Source organism: Hyphococcus aureus (genome assembly GCF_042643165.1).
GTDB lineage: Bacteria > Pseudomonadota > Alphaproteobacteria > Caulobacterales > Parvularculaceae > Hyphococcus > Hyphococcus aureus.
The window spans coordinates 574,015-588,617 of record NZ_JBHRSH010000001.1 but is presented as its reverse complement, the minus strand read 5'-3'; the positions used below and the strand labels follow the sequence as shown (position 1 = coordinate 588,617).

The 14,603-nt window shown below is 61.6% G+C and carries 15 protein-coding genes; 8 read left to right on the top strand and 7 right to left on the bottom strand.

Annotated elements, in window-relative coordinates; all coding sequences use genetic code 11:
• The first annotated feature begins 117 nt into the window (after positions 1–117).
• From ACFOOP_RS02705 to ACFOOP_RS02695, 3 genes are read left to right on the top strand one after another with little or no spacing between them, the layout of a single operon-like run.
• A complete protein-coding gene (locus ACFOOP_RS02705; RefSeq protein ID WP_379879325.1) occupies positions 118–1,374 on the top strand; it encodes a nucleotidyltransferase domain-containing protein in 1,257 nt (418 codons plus the stop codon).
• Positions 1,358–1,834, top strand: a complete 477-nt coding sequence (locus ACFOOP_RS02700) for a type II CBASS E2 protein (RefSeq protein ID WP_379879324.1) — start codon at positions 1,358–1,360, stop codon at positions 1,832–1,834. Before ACFOOP_RS02705 ends, ACFOOP_RS02700 begins: the two co-directional genes overlap by 17 nt.
• The gene (locus ACFOOP_RS02695) at positions 1,831–2,877 is read left to right on the top strand and encodes a CBASS cGAMP-activated phospholipase (protein ID WP_379879323.1); all 1,047 of its coding nucleotides are present in this window, start codon (positions 1,831–1,833) and stop codon (positions 2,875–2,877) included. Before ACFOOP_RS02700 ends, ACFOOP_RS02695 begins: the two co-directional genes overlap by 4 nt.
• A gap of 105 nt (positions 2,878–2,982) precedes the next feature.
• Here ACFOOP_RS02695 and ACFOOP_RS02690 read toward each other — a convergent pair whose 3' ends face one another.
• The 3 genes from ACFOOP_RS02690 to ACFOOP_RS02680 form a co-directional block, all read right to left on the bottom strand.
• Complete coding sequence (locus ACFOOP_RS02690) at positions 2,983–3,294, bottom strand: helix-turn-helix domain-containing protein (RefSeq protein ID WP_379879322.1); 312 nt, start codon at positions 3,292–3,294, stop codon at positions 2,983–2,985.
• On the bottom strand, positions 3,275–3,478 hold the full coding sequence (locus tag ACFOOP_RS02685) for a helix-turn-helix domain-containing protein (RefSeq protein ID WP_379879321.1): 204 nt from the start codon (positions 3,476–3,478) through the stop codon (positions 3,275–3,277). Before ACFOOP_RS02685 ends, ACFOOP_RS02690 begins: the two co-directional genes overlap by 20 nt.
• Before the next feature lie 93 nt (positions 3,479–3,571).
• Positions 3,572–3,787, bottom strand: a complete 216-nt coding sequence (locus ACFOOP_RS02680; protein ID WP_379879320.1) for a helix-turn-helix domain-containing protein — start codon at positions 3,785–3,787, stop codon at positions 3,572–3,574.
• Between the two features lie 91 nt (positions 3,788–3,878).
• On the opposite strand from ACFOOP_RS02680, the gene ACFOOP_RS02675 reads away from it, so the two are divergent.
• The 5 genes from ACFOOP_RS02675 to ACFOOP_RS02655 all read left to right on the top strand — a co-directional run bounded on the left by ACFOOP_RS02675 (position 3,879) and on the right by ACFOOP_RS02655 (position 11,003).
• Positions 3,879–4,436 carry a helix-turn-helix transcriptional regulator gene (locus ACFOOP_RS02675; protein ID WP_379879319.1) on the top strand — a complete coding sequence of 186 codons (558 nt, stop codon included), beginning with the start codon at positions 3,879–3,881 and terminating at the stop codon, positions 4,434–4,436.
• Between the two features lie 27 nt (positions 4,437–4,463).
• Complete coding sequence (locus ACFOOP_RS02670; protein ID WP_379879318.1) at positions 4,464–5,066, top strand: RNA polymerase sigma factor; 603 nt, start codon at positions 4,464–4,466, stop codon at positions 5,064–5,066.
• Positions 5,041–6,054, top strand: a complete 1,014-nt coding sequence (locus ACFOOP_RS02665; RefSeq protein WP_379879317.1) for a FecR family protein — start codon at positions 5,041–5,043, stop codon at positions 6,052–6,054. The genes ACFOOP_RS02670 and ACFOOP_RS02665 overlap by 26 nt, the downstream gene beginning before the upstream one ends.
• Before the next feature lie 173 nt (positions 6,055–6,227).
• Positions 6,228–8,885, top strand: coding sequence for a TonB-dependent receptor domain-containing protein (locus ACFOOP_RS02660; protein WP_379879316.1), 2,658 nt, complete (start codon positions 6,228–6,230; stop codon positions 8,883–8,885).
• Positions 8,886–9,005: 120 nt separating this feature from the next.
• Positions 9,006–11,003 carry an Atxe2 family lasso peptide isopeptidase gene (locus ACFOOP_RS02655; RefSeq protein ID WP_379879315.1) on the top strand — a complete coding sequence of 666 codons (1,998 nt, stop codon included), beginning with the start codon at positions 9,006–9,008 and terminating at the stop codon, positions 11,001–11,003.
• On the opposite strand, the gene ACFOOP_RS02650 is transcribed toward ACFOOP_RS02655, so the two are convergent.
• From ACFOOP_RS02650 to ACFOOP_RS02635, 4 genes are all read right to left on the bottom strand, one after another.
• Positions 10,992–12,662, bottom strand: a complete 1,671-nt coding sequence (locus tag ACFOOP_RS02650) for an asparagine synthase-related protein (RefSeq protein WP_379879314.1) — start codon at positions 12,660–12,662, stop codon at positions 10,992–10,994. The two genes, ACFOOP_RS02655 and ACFOOP_RS02650, sit on opposite strands and share 12 nt — an antisense overlap.
• 62 nt (positions 12,663–12,724) lie before the next feature.
• Positions 12,725–13,381, bottom strand: coding sequence for a lasso peptide biosynthesis B2 protein (locus tag ACFOOP_RS02645; protein WP_379879313.1), 657 nt, complete (start codon positions 13,379–13,381; stop codon positions 12,725–12,727).
• A gap of 62 nt (positions 13,382–13,443) precedes the next feature.
• A complete protein-coding gene (locus ACFOOP_RS02640) occupies positions 13,444–13,581 on the bottom strand; it encodes a benenodin family lasso peptide (protein WP_379879312.1) in 138 nt (45 codons plus the stop codon).
• Positions 13,582–13,753: 172 nt separating this feature from the next.
• Positions 13,754–14,386 (bottom strand): GntR family transcriptional regulator, encoded by a 633-nt coding sequence (locus ACFOOP_RS02635; RefSeq protein ID WP_379879311.1) that lies wholly within the window; start codon positions 14,384–14,386, stop codon positions 13,754–13,756.
• Positions 14,387–14,603: the final 217 nt, after the last annotated feature.

Here is a 14,603-nt window from a genome sequence, read left to right as displayed (position 1 = left end):
TTGACGAATCAGCAAAGCTGATCATATAAGAAACTAGAGCGATTGCGCGGGTGGGGCAAGAAGGGCGCGCAGTCGGTGGGGCCCGATGGCGGGCCGCCCGCTTTCGGAGAAACGAAGATGCTGTTGACGCCCCCTAAAACCCCCTTAAGCCCGGAATCGCCGGTCGGCGAACTCCTGCTGGCCGAAACCGCGATCCGGATCGAACTGCCGCCCAGCCAACGGCGCAAGGCGATCGATCGCTACGGGTCCGCGCGCACCCATATCGAGCGGGAAGGCAGCCCGCTCCATGACCTCGTGGCCTGGTTTTATCCGCAAGGCTCGATGGCGATCCGCGCGACCATTCGGGCCCGCCGTCGGGACGACGGCTACGACATCGACATCGTCGCCGAGCTCAACCTGCCCGCCGACACATCGCCGGAAACGGCGCTTGATCTCCTTTTCGAGGCACTGAACGGTCCGCCGGGCTCGCGCTATCACGGGCAGGTGGAGCGCCAGACACGCTGCGTGACGATTCACTACGCCGACGGCATGCACCTCGACGTCACACCTTCGATCGTGATCGACCCCCAAGACGCGCGCAAGAGCGTCATTTTCCACGCAAAGCCCGGCGCTCCGGCGGCGGAGCATTTCACGAAAATCATGAACAGCTGGGCGTTCTGCGAGCACGTCCTCGCCAATACGCCCGCCGACCTCGCGTTCCGAGAGGCCTACGGAAAGCGCGTGCGCATTCACGATCGCGAACTCTTGGCCGAAGACGCCGCCTATAAGGACGTCCCCGACGCCGAACTCGGCAAGTCGGCCTTGGTCGTCGCGCATCAGCTGATGAAACGCAACCGGAACAGCCGCTACCAAAGCCGGAAAGGGCTGCGCATGCCGCCCTCCGTCATGATGGCGGCCGTCATGGTCGACGCCGTTATCGAAGGCGCCAGCATTTCGCAGGCGCTCTTCGCCATCACCGGCGACCTTCTTGAAAGACTGGAGTCCGCTGAGCGCGAGGGACGTCTCGTCGATATTCGCAACCCGAAATGCCGGGATGATGCGTTCACGGATCGCTGGCCGGAACACCGCGAGTCGCAGCGCCTTTACATCGGCGATCTCAAACTGTTTCGCGTTCAGCTGAAAGACTTGATTTCGGGCGAACGCGACCTCGAGGAACAAAGGGCCTTGCTCACGGAGATGTTCGGCGAGGGCCCGGCGGTCTCGGTGATCGAGGACTATGCGTCGCGCCTGTCGGAAGCCGTGCGGACGGGTGCGCGGCACCATCTCGTGACGGGCCGCGTGGCGCCCGCCATTATTGGGGCGACGTCGGCGGTGCCGGCCGCGGCGCGGCCGCACACCTTCTACGGCGGGCTTCTCGATGATGAAGACCATTGATCAGCAAATCACCTTGATGTCGCTCCATTGGCGCCGTCTCGCGGTCGACGCCCGTAGCCAAACGGGTGCGGTCTGGCGCGGTCCGCTCGCTGGAATCGAAAAGACCTATGAAGTCGAGATAGCCTACAGCCTGCCGCCGCAAGGGCCCTGGATCGGCGCGCCAGTCTTTCCGGTCGTGCGTGTCTTATGGCCGGCGCTGAAGCCGAACTTCGAGGCGGCCGAAGAAGCCCCACTTCCGCATGTCTATGAGCGTCGGGACTATCTCCCGCTGTCGCCGCTCTGCCTGTTCGATCCCGCCGAAGACGAATGGACCCCGGACGATTATCTCGCTTTCACCACCGTGCCTTGGACTGCTGACTGGCTAGCTTGCTACGAATCCTGGAGGGTCACCGGCCGGTGGGAGGGCGGCGGCCGGCACGGGCACCGTCCGCCGCTTGCATGCTTGAGGAGATGCGCATGACATATGAACCGCCGCGCCGATCCTCCGGCGCGATCGAGCATCAGCGCGTTAAATTGCCGTGGCCGAAAAACCGGCCGTTCCGCATCCTTGCGATCGACGGCGGCGGAATCTGTGGAATCCTTCCCGCGGCTTATCTTCGAGAGCTCGAAGCGCGGTTTTTAGGCGGCACGTCCGTCGGGCGATATTTCGACATGATCGCCGGAACTTCGACGGGCGGCGTCATCGCGCTCGGCCTTGCCTGCGCCATAAAGGCGGACGACATTCTCAAGCTCTACACGGAGCGCGGCGAAGCGATCTTCCCGCCAGGAAACGTCGCGACGAGGGCTTTGCGCAAGTGCCGCCACGTGGTTCGCTATATCTATGATGAAAAATCCCTTGAGACCGAATTGCGCAAGATTTTTCGTGACCGCGTCATCGGGGAAGCAACGACGCGCCTCGTCATTCCCGCTTTCGAAGGCCGCTATGGCGAGCCTTGGATATACAAGACGCCGCATCATCCCGACTATTCGAAGGATCAGCACGAACAGATGGCGCGCGTCGCCATGGCGACAGCCGCCGCGCCGACTTATTTCAAGGCGTTCGAGAACAACCATTACATGTTCGTCGACGGCGGCGTCTGGGCGAACAATCCCGTCATGAACGCCGTCGTCGACGCGCTCGCCTGCTTCGATCTCGACCGCCGGCAGATCGAGGTGTTAAGCCTCGGTTGCGGCGAGACGGTGCAGCGTGTGGACGCGAAACTGTCTGTCGCTGGACTGTGGGGTTGGCGCGGGATCATAAAGGCGGCGATCAGGGCGCAGTCACGCAACGCCCTCGGCCAGGCGTATCTGTTGCTCGGCAAGGACCGTGTCCTCCGCGTCGATGCGCCAGAAAGCGACAAACCCATCGAGCTCGATAACGTGCGCCGCGCGCGAAAAGAGCTACCGGCCTTGGCGCGCGCGCTCGCGGACGCCAATGGACAGGATGTGAAGAGGCGCTTTCTCGCCTATCCCGCGGCTCCTTATTCGCCGGTTTCCGTTTCGACGCTCGCGTCTATTTCATAAGACGCGTATCGGAAGAGGGTCATAATCGCGGAGGTCCGCTTCGAGGATTTAGCCGGCGTATATTAGTTGTCACTCCACCTGCGACCGACATAGCATCAGATGCGGCTATTTCGCCGCTAATTTCGCGATTGCTTTTTTCGGGTCAAACCCAATTGCGTTCGCTAGGTCGAGAAATTCGATCACATCAACCCGCCGTTCGCCGCTTTCCACTCTGGCGACAAACGACTGATATTGCCCAAGCGCTCGTGCGAGTTCGGTCTGATTCATTTTCGCGGCTTTTCGCTCTTTAATCAGCAAAGCGATAAACGCCTTATGGCGTTTCGATCCTAACGTCTTTGCCGACAAGAGTATCCGTCCGTGGTGACTTGCGAATTCCGGAATTGACGCTGCTTGCAAATCAACTGTCCAGCAAATCACCGGCGGCGCACTTCAGCCTATCGCAAATAAGCTGCAACGTATCAATCGTGATGTTTTGCTCGCCAAGTTCAATCCGGTTTACCGACGCCTGGTCAATTCCGAGTTTTCTGGCAAACTCCTTTTGAGTCAGTTTACCTCGGCGTGCACGAATATTGTGCGCGAGAATTTTGCGAAAGTTTGGCACGGCCTTGGCGTGCCACGGCGTGCAATGCACATGTGCATAAAATGCACTTGCGCATTTAGCTCGCCTGTACGCCGCTGACGTGTCTCCAAATGCTCACTTGCCTTTCGGGTCGTCGAGAAGGTCACTTGCCGGGCATCGGAGTCGATTACAGAGTGTCTGCAACGTATCGATCGTAACATTCTGGGTTCCTTGTTCGATACGATAAATCGTTGACTGATGAACGCCGACGCGCTGACCGAACGCAGCTTGCGTTTTCTTCCCGCGCCTCGCGCGAAGATTTCTAGCCAAATTCTCTCTCAGGTTCGCCACGTCCGAGGAGTGCCATTGACCGCTATGCACATATGCATAAAATGCACATGTGCATTTCTTGTGGCCTTGGAGCTGGGCAAATGGCAGAGCGATGAGTCGGCGACAGGATCAAAGTAGGGACGATGGCCCCCCAAACAATCGGCCCAAGGCGCCGGCGACGAGGCCGGGCAAGCCCATTCGGCCCCGCATAAGACGGGCTCCGGAAGATACGGCCAAACTGATCGAAGCAGGACTTGGTACAACCCTCAAGCAATTGCGGTTGTCTCAAGGGCTGAACCAGACCGAGCTCGGCCGTCGGCTCGGTGTGAGTCTTCAGCAGATTCAGAAATACGAAAGCGGTAGGGACCGCATGGCGGCTTCGACCGCCTATCGCGCCGCGGAAATCTTGGGCGTCGAAGTCGGCGCGCTTTACGCGGGGCTGCGCGGCAGGCCGGGGCGTTCGCGCGGAGCGGCGAAGACAAAAAAGAACCCGATCCTTGTTGTGCCGCTGACCGTCAGTCCGCGAGCGGCGCCGGCGCGCGAGGGTGAACTTATCGACCTGATCAGGAGCTATCAGGCGATCGCGAACGCGCCCGATCGCACGCTCGTCCGCAAACTCCTCAAACGGCTGTCCGCGGCTTCCACGCGAACAAAGGCGGCCGCGCGATGACGAACGCGCGCAAAAAGGGGCGATCCGATGGCGCCTGACGACGGCTTCTCCACGGCGGCAGCGGGCGCCCTCGATCTTGAAGACGCCTATCGCGCCTATCATGAACCTCTGGTGTCGTTCCTGGCGAACCGGCTGCCCGAGCGGGCGATTGCCGCGGACATTGCGCATACGGTTTTTGCGTCGCTCGCGGCGAGAACCGCGATTTATTCGGTGCGCGACGTTCGCCAGTATCTGTTTCGCGCCGCGCGCAATCAGCTTGCGGATTACTATCGCCGGGAAGAAGCGCGGATCGCTGGCGCAGCGCGTTACGCGGCCGATCCGGGCGCGGCGAGCGGCGAGGAGGCCCCTTCGCCGGAAGCCGAAGCGATCCGGCGGGACAAACTGAACCGGCTTCGCGCGATTGTCGGCGCCATGCCGCAGAAGCGCCGAACAGTGTTCATTCTGGCGCGATTTCACGAATTGACCGAAACCGAGATTGCGGCCCGGCTCAGCATGAAGCCCGAAGCCGTTCGCCAGCATGTTTCAAGAGCGATGCGCGATTGCCAGGCGGAGATGACGCGGATATTTGAAGAACGGGCTGAAGAAAGACCCGCGGAGAAGCTCAATGGGCGAGCCGCGACGAGGCGTTGATGACGCCGTGATCGACGAAGCGACGAAATGGTTTGCGCTGTTGCGGAGCGACGCCGCGACTTATGAAGACCGCCGCGCATTTGAAACTTGGCGCAGCGCCGATCCGCGGCACGCCGCGGCTTACGAACACACGCTTTCAATCTGGGAGGATGTTGGCGAGCTCGGCGACCTCAAGGAACTCGTGGCGGCGCCAGAATTGGCGCGCGGGCGCCCGCTATCGCGCCGCGCGTTCGTTTACGGGGCGCTGGCCGCCGCGGTCGGGCTTGCGGTCACCGTTCCGGCGATCATCTACGCGCAGCCCGCCTGGCTCCTTCCCAATGTCCATGCGACGTCTACGGCCGAAACGGCGCAGATCGCGCTGCCAGACGGGAGCGTCGCCGACCTTGCGCCGAAAAGCAAAGTCAGCGTCGCATACTCAGACGGCGAGCGGCGGATTTATCTGCAAAGCGGCGAGGCGTTTTTCGACGTACGCAAAGGAGACGCGCGCGCTTTCATCGTCGCGTCTGGCGAAACCGAAGTCCGCGTGACCGGCACGAAGTTCAACGTCCGCCAGGGACCGGCGGGCGTCACCGTTTCTGTCGCGGAAGGCGAAGTGGAGGTGCGGCGGCGTGCGCCGCGCAGCGGCGCAGATGCATTGATCGCTGCAAAGGAACGTCTTTCCGCCGGCGAGCAGGTCGCGGCGCCCGTGAGCGGCGATGGTCTGACGAATGTCATCGAGGCGCCGCCCGCGACGATCGGTTCATGGCGAGTTGGCCGCCTTGCGTATAAGGGCGCGCCCTTGCGCGAATTCATCGCCGACGCCAACCGGTATTCGCGCATTCCGATCGTCGTCGACGAGAACCTCCTTGAATTGCCGCTCGTGGCGTCGCTTCGCACGGATCAGATCGATGCGACCATCGACGGCCTCCCCGATATTCTCCCGCTGGAAGTCGACCGGTCGCGGCGGGACCGTATTGTCTTAAGGTCCGCCGCCGAAGGCGCGCCCTGATCGCTGGTCCGATCATCCGGTTTCGGTCGGCGGGCGCCGCTCCTCCAAAAAAAACCTTTCCTGAATCCTGTCACGTTTTCGTCGCAGCGAACGACAGCGGGGCTGGAAACGACTTGTCGCGCCCGGGCGGTACAGCTCGCGCGCGACAAGTCGAATATCGGGAGGGGAAACGAATGAAAAAGAATATGCGAAATGCAATTGCCGCATCCGTATCGGCGATGGCGCTGATTTGCGTTGCTGAAGCCGCCAGCAGCGATGCGGGATTTGAAAGAGCTGACAACAGCGTCGCGCTCGAATGGAACATTCCGGCGCAGTCTTTGACGGACGCGCTCATCGCATGGTCCGAACAATCGAATTTCGTCGTCCTGATTGAGGACGATTTGACGGCCGGCATTCGTAGCCGCGAATTGATCGGCGCTTTCACCAGTTTCGAAGCGTTGGAACGCCTGCTCGCCGCCAGCGGGCTTACCTATAAAATCCGGGACGAACAGACATTGATTGTCTCGCCGCGGCTACAAACGGCATCCATGACAGTCCCTGCCGACGTGAATAATGCCGCTGGCATGCGCGATTCTCAAAGGGTCGAGATTGGCCGCGAGCGCGATGATCCGGAACAAAGCGGTCGGCGTTCCGACAGCGAACGTTCATCAGCCGATCGCGATCAGATCGTCGTCACCGGCACGCGCATTCGCGGTGCGTCGCCCGCCGCGCCAATCCAGACCATAACGCGTCAGGAAATCGAGCGATCCGGACAGTCGCAGACGGGAGAGTTGCTACGCACGCTCCCGCAGACATTCAGGGGCGGCATCAATCCGACCGTCCAGCCGACAACGGTCAATACGAATTCCGGTCTCGGCGGCGATTCTACCGTCAATTTGCGTGGCATGGGTCCGGACGCAACGCTCATTCTCGTCAACGGGCGCCGGCTGGCGCCGATCGGCGGCGGCGAGACTACGGACGTCTCGGCGATCCCGCTCGCAGCGCTCGATCGCGTCGATGTTTTACTCGACGGTTCGTCAGCGCTCTATGGCGCCGACGCGGTCGCCGGCGTCGTCAATTTCATCGTCGCCGACGATTATGACGGCGCGGAGCTTCGCGCCCGCGTCGGCGGTGCAACGCAAGGCGGCGGCTTCGAGCAGACCTACAGCGCGGCCGCGGGCGAGCGCTGGAAAGGCGGCTCGTTTCTTGTCGGCGCCGACTATCTGAAACAGAATCCGATCTTCGCGGGCGAACGGGATTTTTCCGAAACGGCCGGCCCCTTGAATTCGCTTTTGCCGGCGAACCGCCAATGGTCGGGCTTCATGTCCGGCAACCAAGAACTGTCGAGTTTCGTAGAGCTCGACGTCATCGGGCTTTACACGAACCGCCGTGCGAGCCGCACGACCGAATACGGCGCCGGCGGATTCGCAGACTCGAAAACCGTCGACACCGAATCCTTTCTCATCGCGCCGCGCGCGACGGTTGAGCTGCCCGCGGGTTGGACCGCGCAGATCGAAGGTTCGGCGGCGCGTAGCACACGAGATATCGAGACCACAGACAATTTCGGCGGCGATTTCGACGCCGTCTCGACGAACACCGCATGGACCATCGGCGCAGCGACGGAAGGGAAAATCGCGCGGCTGCCCTCCGGCGACCTTCGCGCGGCGATCGGCGGCGGCTATCGGGAGGAGGCGCTCGACGCCGATCTTGGCGGAACGTTGCGCAACGGAACACGGAATATCGCGTTCTTCTTCGGCGAGGCGTCGGCGCCGCTCGTGTCGCCGTCCGAGGACCGGTTGGGGCTTGCCCGGCTCGAACTCAATGTCGCCGTCCGGGTCGAGGATCATAGCGGGTTCGGCGCGGCGACGACGCCGAAGGCTGGCGTCCGCTACGCGCCCATTCCCGATATCGTTTTTCGGGGCACCTGGGGCAAATCCTTCCGGGCGCCGCGTTTCGATCATTTGCTTGCCGATCATGTGGTGACGCTTTGGAACGCGCCGAATCTCGGCTCCGCTGATCCTGGCCTTGCTTTTCTCAATTTCAGCGGGAATCCAGATCTTGAGCCGGAGCGCGCGACCTCCTGGACCGCTGGCTTCGACTGGACGCCGCAATTCATTCCAGCGTTCGACTTGTCTGTTACCTATTTCGACATCGACTTCCGGGATCGGATCGTCAGCCCGATCGTCAATCTCGGATCGGCGTTGTCCGATCCGGCGCATGAACCCTTTGTCGACCGAGACCCGTCAGCTTCGGCGCAATCCGCCATCATCGACGCCGCCGACCAGTTCTTCAACATCTCGGGACTTCCCTATGACCCGAATGCGGTCCTCGCAATCGTCAATTCGGGCTTCGTGAACGCCAGCTCGCAACAAGTGCGCGGAACGGATGTCTCGTTTCGTTTCGCGCCCGGCGACGTCGCGTTCTTCGGCGATTTTAGTTGGCTGAGGATCGACACGCAGACCATTCCGACGTTCGCCGTTTCGCGGCAGTCCGGATTGATCTTTCAGCCAGCGGAATTCCGAGGGCGCGGCGGCGCCAGCTGGGAGATAGACGACAGCTTCACCGCGACGGCGATCGTTAATTATGTCTCAGGGTCGAAAGACAATGTCGCAATGCCGGCGGCCGAGGTGTCCTCTTGGACCACGCTCGATCTGACGCTGCAGTACCGGCTCGGTTCGCTCACGAATGCGCTAGACGGTTTCGAGGCGTCGCTCTCTGTCACCAACGCATTTGACGAAGACCCGCCTTTCGCCGCGGGCGGCGGCGTCGCGTTTCCAGGAATGCTTTTCGACAGCGCGAATGCATCTCCTGTCGGGCGTTTCATCGCCGCGACCCTTCGATACTCACTCTGAGCGGGGCTGTTTGTGTTGCGTTCAAAGTTCAGAACATGCGGCGCGGTCGCCGCGGCATTTCTCTCTTCGGCCTTCCTTGCGTCAGCTACCGCGGCCGACGCTGAAGCCGAGTCGCTTAGAATGCTCGTCGAAATCACCGATTTCACGGGGCTGTCGACTTCACCAGATGGCGACTATGCAGCCTACCGCGCCGAGCACGCATCGGTTGAGGAGAACGCCTATCGTTCCGAATGGATTGTCTTCCGTCTTGACGGCGATGAGGCGCCGCGACGCATTGCAGACGGCGGCGCGCCCATATTCACGGGCGGCTGGGCGATGGGCGAAGCGCCGCGTTGGTCGCCGGATTCGAAATGGTTCTATTTCCGCGCGCTTCAGGACGGCGAGGTGCAGATCTGGCGCGTGTCGATGACAGGCACGGCCGAGCGCCTCACGGACGATGCTGCGGACATCAAATCCTTCGAACTCCTCGCCGGCGACAAACTCGCCTATGAAGTCGGCGCCTCTCGTGAGGAGATCGAACAGGCCGAACTCGACGAATACCATTCGGGCATCCTGATCGACGGAACCGTCCCCATCGGGCAGGGACTGTTCCGGTCCGGGTTGCATCACGGCCGCCGCGTGACGCAGCGCTATCTCGGCGAGTGGATGCAGGTGACGACGCTCCTCGGCGATCGTTCGACACAGGTCAAGATAATGGAGCTCGAAAGCGGCCGCGTGCGTTCGGCGAGCCAGCAAGAAGAAAAAGCCTTTCGCCGAATCGCCGGCGGCCCGTCGCTGGACGACGCGCCCGGGAGATCGGAACACACGCATGTCACCGCCGACGGAAGAGCCGCCCATGCGATCAAGGAAGAAGGCAAACGTTTTTTGCGCGCGCGCATCGGAGAAGGAGAATTCGTCTGCGCGGCGCCTCAATGTTCGCGGTCCATCGCCTGGCTGTCCTGGCGCGGCGCGGCCCAAGAGGTCGTGTTTGCGACAAGAGACCGCGAACGCGGCGACGCCATGAGCATCTTTGCGTGGGATGTCGAAAATGATGGAGTTCGTCTGGTGCGCGAGGCGCAGGGGCTCCTGCACAGCGGCCGCGTGATCGGCCTCGGCGCCGGCTGCGCCGTCGGCGCGCATTACGCCCTTTGCATCGCGGCGGACGCGAACACGCCGCCTCAGATCGAGCGCATCGACCTCGACAGCGGCGAGACCCGCGTCATCGCTGCGCCGAATCGCGCGCTCGCGCGCAACCTCGACGCCCACGCCGAATTGCTGAGCTGGCGCGACGGCGAGGGGCGCGTCTTTACCGGCTACTTCTATCCCGCGGCGCGAGACAGCCAAGGCGAAACGGCCTCACCGATGTTTCTGACCTATTACAACTGTCAGGGATTTATTCGGGGCGGGTTCGGCGACGAGTGGCCGCTTGTCTCTCTCGCCTCCGCAGGCATCGCTAGTCTCTGCATCAATATGTATCCGATGGACGGCGCCGCGGTTTCGGCGATTGAAGAATACGAAATTGCGCTCGCGGGGATCAACAGCGCTATCGATCTCGTCGAAAGGAGAGGCGTCGATCGCGAAAGGATTGGCGTGGGCGGTTTCAGTTTCGGCGCGTCCGTCGCCATGTGGACGGCCTATCACAGCGATCTCATCGCCGCCGCGTCCCTGGCGACGCCGACCATGACCGCGAGCTATTATTGGCAACGGGCCCTCAAGGGAGATGCGTTCAAAGAGAATCTGAAACGGGTCTGGGGGCTTGGCGCGCCCGACGAGACGCCCGTGCAATGGCGGCGCATCTCCCCGAGCCGCAATTTAAACCGCTTGCGCTTCCCGCTGTTGATGCAACTGGCCGAGCAGGAATATTTGGTGGCGCCGGAATATTTTGTCCCTCTTATGGAATCCGGCGCGCCTGTTGAGGTCCACGTCTTTCCCGATGCGCCCCATTACAAAATTCAGCCGCGCCGCCGTCTCGCCATCTATCAGCGCAATCTGGACTGGTTCCGGTTCTGGCTTCTGGGCGAGGAAGCAGGGGGCGCCCGCGCCGCGCAGTTCGAGCGCTGGCGGAAACTGAAAGAGGGGGCGCAGTCGAGCGGCATTCGCAGCGAAGGCGATGCGAATGGTCAAACGTCAAAGGATTGATTGAATCCATCCTTCGACGGCGGCGAGCGTCACGAGCTGAGCGAAATTCGCATCGCGCGACAGACCGGCTTCGCCCATTCGGTTCGCTACGGCATCCCGGTCCACAATGCCCTCGCGCGCAAGCCGGCCCTCCATTAGCAACATTTCAATCTCAGATTTGTTCGCGCGATAGATGGCCGCGATCAGGCCGGTCAGGTCTCCCTTGGTCCGCCGCGATAGAGTTTCGCTGGGAAGCAAATCTTCGAATGCATCGCGCGCCACGGCCCGGTTGCGGCTGCTCTTCACCCACATCCATGTGGGAATCGTTAGGCACGTCTCGATGACGGGCAGCGAGAGCAAGGGATAACACAGCGCGGCTGGCAGGCGCCGGTCGCCGCCGTCGCTGATGGCGACGGCGCTCGCGATCGACGCCGTCTGTTCGAGCTTGCCCGGGAGCGCTTCATGCGGCGCGTCGAACCACGGATGGGCTGGCGGCGCGATAGATGCAGCGTCACGCGTCAGAAATGCGTCGTTGCAGGGCCACAATTTCGGTCTCGCCCAATACGCCTTTCGAACCGCATATCGGGACGCGCGCCAGACGCTGGCCCGATGCAGCCTTGCGACGTCCCTCGCGGCTGCGAAGAACCGAAATCCTGGACCGAACGCACGCAAGGCGTCCGCTGCGGGCGCGGCGGTCGTCAGGTAACAAAACACATTGTCCCCCCCGCCGCCCGAAAAGAGCCGGTCTGCGCCCGTATCGTCGATGACGCCAGAAAGAGCGGCGTCGATCACCGCTCGCCAGGGCGCGCCGCTTGGGATCGGCGTCCGGGGCAGCCCTTGTGGTACAAGGGGCGAGTCGCTCGCGTCGAGATGGAGCTCGCGCAATGGAACGTCCAAATGCCTTGCCACAAGTCGCGCATGGCGCCGTTCGTCGCCGGAAGCATCGCTTGTCGCGAATGTGACGCACGAATACGCGGCGCGCTTTTGGCTGAGACATGCGGCGATGATCGAGGAATCGAGGCCGCCGGAAAGCTGGAGCAAAACCGGCTGCGACTGCGCCGCCCATGCGCCGACGCATTCGAGGGTGACGTTGCGAAGTTCTCGTACGGCGTCTGCATAATCGCTTATTCGACGCGCCTTGCCGGCATGCGACCATGGACTCCACGCGCTCTCCAGGGAAGGCGGCTGGCCGAGGGTCAAACGCAGCCGCATGCCCGGAAGCAGCCGGTCGACCCCAGCGAGACATGTCCGCCTCGCAGGAAGATGAGGAAAAGCGAGATAGTGCGCAACCCCGGTCCAGTCGATCGCCGGCATGTCGAGACCGGCTTCTATGGCGATCTCAAGATCCGAAAAGACCCAAGTCGAATCATGGCGCCGCGCTGTGAAACAGGGAGCCATGCCGGAAGGATCGCGCGTAATGTCGACCGTACTTGCCTCTTCATCCACGCGAAACTCGATGAAGCCGCCCCACGGGCCTGCTTCGGCGCAGCCACTATTATGGAAAACTTCCAGCGAGCCCCGTCCGGACGTCCCGGGGCGCCATGGCGGGAACGCGGCGCCGATCATAACGCCCAAGCCGTCGTCCGTTCGGGCTGATGCGGCGTCTTGATGCGCCAGGACGCAAAGCCGCCCATGCTGCAACACGACGCGGAACCCAAGGCGTCGCTTAGCCTCGGTCATCGCCGCGAATCCGGCTGCCGGGGGAACGCGATCTGAAACGATCGCAAGAAACTGGTTATGGGTCATGCCGTGAGGATCGGCGTGAACGAACCGGCGTAGTCGACCGCTTCGTTCAGCAACGCTTCGCGCGTTTGAACCCAACAATGGGCGCCAGAGGGAGCCATGCGAACGCCGATCACCAGATCGGCCACTACGCCTTGGTTGTAGAGATAATCTAGCAACGCCAAAGAATCGGGCAGGCAATTTGGCGGCGCCGGGAACAGGCAGCGCGCCGCCTGAAATTCCGCAGCTCGCGCTTCGATGAATGAATGGCGCGCGTCGCCTGTATGGCGCTTCCTTGCGCGAAGCTCGTCGATGATTCGCGCAAAGCCGTCGCGCTGCAATCGTCTCCGGCTGCGGACCAGACAGATCGCGGTTTTCACTGTTGCGGCGAGTCCCGCTCGGCGATCGGCGAACCATCCTTCAATAACGCTTCGGCCGGGTGAGACGATCCGGGGCGGCGAAGGGATATTAGGCCCTCCGCCTTCCGGTTCGAGAATGCCGGCGCTCAAGAGACGGTCAATGGAGTCGCGAGACAGATCGCGGCCAGCAACAAGTTCCTTGAATGCTGCTTCCAGCGACCCTTGAATCGTGAAGTAGCGATCGCGAGTGACGTCTAGAAAAACCGGTCTTTCGTTAACAAAGCAGAATGCGAGACCGGCGCGAAGAGGATGAGCCATGATTTCACACCGACCTATTCGGAATTCCGGGCGCCCGCGCGCTGCGCCCGGTACGCGAACACTCAGTCGGCGGAAAGCTCGTCCGCCGGCGGACGCGACTGGAAGTCCTCGACCGACACGAGATGAGGAATGCCTTTCGTTTCCTCGCTCGCGACGCCGAGATCGATGATGTCGTCGTCATGCGTTTCGATTTTCTTCATGACTTTGCTCCTATCGGTTGCGCCATGGGGATCATGGCGGAGTGGAGTCTAGAAGCGGGGCGCTGCTATCCCTAAGCAATTGTGAGAAAATCATCAGAATATTGTGATTGGAATTCAGCAAGATGACGCTCATCTAAAAAATTATCCGGAAATATTCTCCGTACAGGGTGTTTTATGCACGCTCGCCTGCCGGTCGAGCGGCAGCAGCAGGGCGAGGATCGCCCTGCTGCATCTTCGCAAGCAATTCGGATGCAAGGCGGATGCGGCGGCGATGATATGCGCCGATGAGCCGGTCGAGTTCTGTTAAATCGAACGCCTCATAGACCCGTAGAATTCTACGCAACTCGGCCGCTCCATTAACTATCACTCCGCTTTCGTGAACGCGAACCGGCCTCAGCCGAAGCGCGATGTCGTCCAGCGCAGCGCAAAGCTGAGTATTGGCGCAGAGCTGCATAATGTCTCGAAACGCCGCCTCGGTGCGCTGCTCAATCGCTCCGTCAGCGCGGGCGCGACTGATGGGAGCGGACTTTGGCGGCGGCCGCACATTGGCCGCCCTGGCGATGGCGAACCCGAGAAGTGCAGCGCTGGAATCATAAAGTTCGCGCACATACTGCTCGGAAAGGATCGGCGCAAAAAAGCCTTCGTTGGAGTGCGATACGAGAAGTCCTGCGCCGACCAGCCGATTAAGCGCATTGCGCACGGGGGTCGGACTGACGCCATCGGCAGCAGCGATCTCATTTACGTCGATCCGCGCGCCGGGTGAAAACGCACCGGCGAGCACACGTTCCATCAACGTGCGGTACATGCTTTCCGTTATCGAGACTCGCCCGGCCATCGGCTTCGTTGTGATTCGTTCGCCTGCAATCAAGCGCAGCAGCGTTAATCGAAAGCGGCGTTGCTCGTTTGCACATTTGCGCGCACACGGGAACGGCTACGCGTGCGCGGGTCCTGTGTATGCTTCAATGTTAGAGTTAACCAGAAATATGTAATTGCGCTTCCAGATTCTACCTGAGATTGTTACT

Coding starts and splice junctions, on each gene's coding strand:
- ACFOOP_RS02705 (WP_379879325.1), top strand. CDS start 118: ATGCTGTTGACGCCCCCTAAAACCCCCTTAAGCCCGGAATCGCCGGTC.
- ACFOOP_RS02700 (WP_379879324.1), top strand. CDS start 1,358: ATGATGAAGACCATTGATCAGCAAATCACCTTGATGTCGCTCCATTGG.
- ACFOOP_RS02695 (WP_379879323.1), top strand. CDS start 1,831: ATGACATATGAACCGCCGCGCCGATCCTCCGGCGCGATCGAGCATCAG.
- ACFOOP_RS02675 (WP_379879319.1), top strand. CDS start 3,879: ATGAGTCGGCGACAGGATCAAAGTAGGGACGATGGCCCCCCAAACAAT.
- ACFOOP_RS02670 (WP_379879318.1), top strand. CDS start 4,464: ATGGCGCCTGACGACGGCTTCTCCACGGCGGCAGCGGGCGCCCTCGAT.
- ACFOOP_RS02665 (WP_379879317.1), top strand. CDS start 5,041: ATGGGCGAGCCGCGACGAGGCGTTGATGACGCCGTGATCGACGAAGCG.
- ACFOOP_RS02660 (WP_379879316.1), top strand. CDS start 6,228: ATGAAAAAGAATATGCGAAATGCAATTGCCGCATCCGTATCGGCGATG.
- ACFOOP_RS02655 (WP_379879315.1), top strand. CDS start 9,006: ATGCTCGTCGAAATCACCGATTTCACGGGGCTGTCGACTTCACCAGAT.
- ACFOOP_RS02650 (WP_379879314.1), bottom strand. CDS start 12,662: ATGACCGAGGCTAAGCGACGCCTTGGGTTCCGCGTCGTGTTGCAGCAT.
- ACFOOP_RS02645 (WP_379879313.1), bottom strand. CDS start 13,381: ATGGCTCATCCTCTTCGCGCCGGTCTCGCATTCTGCTTTGTTAACGAA.
- ACFOOP_RS02640 (WP_379879312.1), bottom strand. CDS start 13,581: ATGAAGAAAATCGAAACGCATGACGACGACATCATCGATCTCGGCGTC.
- ACFOOP_RS02635 (WP_379879311.1), bottom strand. CDS start 14,386: ATGTACCGCACGTTGATGGAACGTGTGCTCGCCGGTGCGTTTTCACCC.